General features: G+C 72.4%; 1 protein-coding gene. It reads left to right on the top strand.

Annotation, left to right across the window (positions count from 1 at the left end; translation table 11 throughout):
- A partial coding sequence (locus ABZ208_RS38960) for an acyltransferase domain-containing protein (protein WP_356914180.1) occupies positions 1–2,117 on the top strand: 2,117 nt, incomplete at both ends.

Genomic DNA, 2,117 nt, shown 5'->3' with positions numbered 1-2,117 from the left:
ATTGGTACGTGAGCGTCTCGCGGGCCGGGGCGGCATGGTGTCGATCGCACTGCCGGTCGAGCAGGTCGAAGAACTCCTGGCCCCGTTCGACGGCCGCGTCTCCGTCGCCGCCGTCAACGGCCCCGCCTCGGTGGTGATCGCGGGCGAACCGCAGGCCCTGGACGACATCGTGGCCGGCTGTGAGCGTGACGGCATCCGTGCCCGCCGCGTCGCGGTGGACTACGCCTCCCACTCGGTGCAGGTCGAGGCCATCGAAGCGGAGCTGGCAGAGGTCCTGGCGCCGATCACCCCGATGTCCGGACGCGTTCCCTTCTACTCCACCGTCCTGGGCGACTTCATCGACACCGCGTCCCTTGACTCGGGTTACTGGTACGCAAACCTCCGCAGCCGCGTCGGCTTCGAACCCGCCGTACGCGCCCTCGCCGACAACGGCACCGGCTGCTTCCTGGAAATGTCACCCCACCCCGTACTGGCCATGGCCGTCGAGGAAACCCTCAGCGCCCACGACGCGCAGGACCAGGTGACCGTCGTCGGTTCACTGCGCCGCGACGAAGGCGATCTGCGACGCTTCCTCCTGTCGCTGTCACAGGCGCACGCGGCCGGTGTTCACGTCGACTGGACCGCCCTGTTCCAAAGCAGCGCCGCCAAGCGGGTCGAACTGCCGACCTACGCCTTCCAGCGCGAGCGCTACTGGCTGACCCCAGGCACAGGCTCAGGTGACGTGACCGCAGCCGGACTGGCCAGGGTGGAACACCCCGTCCTGGCGGCGGCGGTGCAGGTGGGCGACCGCGACGAGTGGGTGTTCACCGGCCGGATCTCGCAGGACACCCAGCCCTGGACCCGCGACCACATGGTGTTCGGGGCGGTCATGGTGCCCGGCGCCGCACTGGTGAAGATGGCGATCGCCGCCGGCCGCCAGGTGGACTGCCCCGTCCTCGGCGAACTGGTGCTGGAGGCGCCGCTCGTCCTGGAGGACGACGCGGCGCTCCAGGTCCAGGTCACCGTCGGCCAGACAGGCGAGGACGGCCGCCGGGAAGTGGCGATCTACTCCCGTCCCGTGGGCGGCGCGGAGGACGAACTGCGCGGAGCGGTCTGCCACGGGCGGGGCTGGCTGACCGCGGACGCCGAACCGGCCGCGCCCTTCCCCCTCCAGTGGCCGCCCGCCGGCGCCCTTCCCGTCGCCGTCGACACCCTGTACCCGCGGCTGGCCGACATCGGCCTCGACTACGGGCCGCTGTTCCAGGGGGTGCGGGCCGCGTGGCGCGCCGGTGACGAGGTCTACACCGAGGTCGCGCTCCCCGACGACACCGACAGCGCCGGTTTCGGCTGTCACCCGGCGCTGTTCGACGCCGCGCTGCACGGCGGGATGCTCTCCAAAGAGGCCGGATCGTCGGTGGACCTGCCGTTCTCGTGGTCCGGGGTCCGCCTCGGCGAGGCCGGTGCGACCCGGGCCCGGGTGCGGATCGCCCCGGCGGGCGACTCCGCACTCCGTGTCGATGTGGTCGACGAGGCCGGGGCAACCGTCCTCGCCGTCGACGCCCTCGGCCTCCGCCCGCTGGAGAGCACGCAGCTCGACCGAGCGCAGGGCACGAAGAACTCGTTGTTCCAGGTGGACTGGGCCGAGGTCACGGCCGGTTCGTCCGCAGCGGTGCGGGTGGCTGTCCTCGGTGAGGACTACGCGGACCTGGACGCGCTGGAGCAGGCGCTGGCCGACGGCGCGGAGGCGCCGGAGGTGGTCGTCGCCACGGTGGAACCGCCCACGGGCGACGTGCCCCGGGCCGCATGTACGGTCGCGGAGAACGCCTTGGCGCTGGTGCAGCGGTGGCTGGTCAGCGAGTGGCTGGGCGAGGCACGGCTGGTCGTGGCGACCCGCAATGGCATCGCCGTCGGCGACGAGGTGCCCGATGTGGCACTGGCTCCCGCATGGGGCCTGGTGCGCAGCGCCCAGTCCGAGCACCCGGGCCGGTTCCTGCTCGTCGACCTCGACGAAAACGACGCTCCCGCGTGGGACTCGTTTCTCGGCCTGGACGAGCCGCAGCTCGCGGTGCGTGGTGGCCGGCTGCTGGCGCCGCGTCTGGGCCGTGCCTCCGCGTCGCTGCCGGCGGGTGAGGCGTGGC

Origin of the sequence: Streptomyces sp. NPDC006208 (assembly GCF_040613775.1) — a bacterium.
GTDB lineage: Bacteria > Actinomycetota > Actinomycetes > Streptomycetales > Streptomycetaceae > Streptomyces.
Note: the sequence above shows the minus strand (reverse complement) of the source record. Positions and strands in the feature narration are given on the sequence as shown.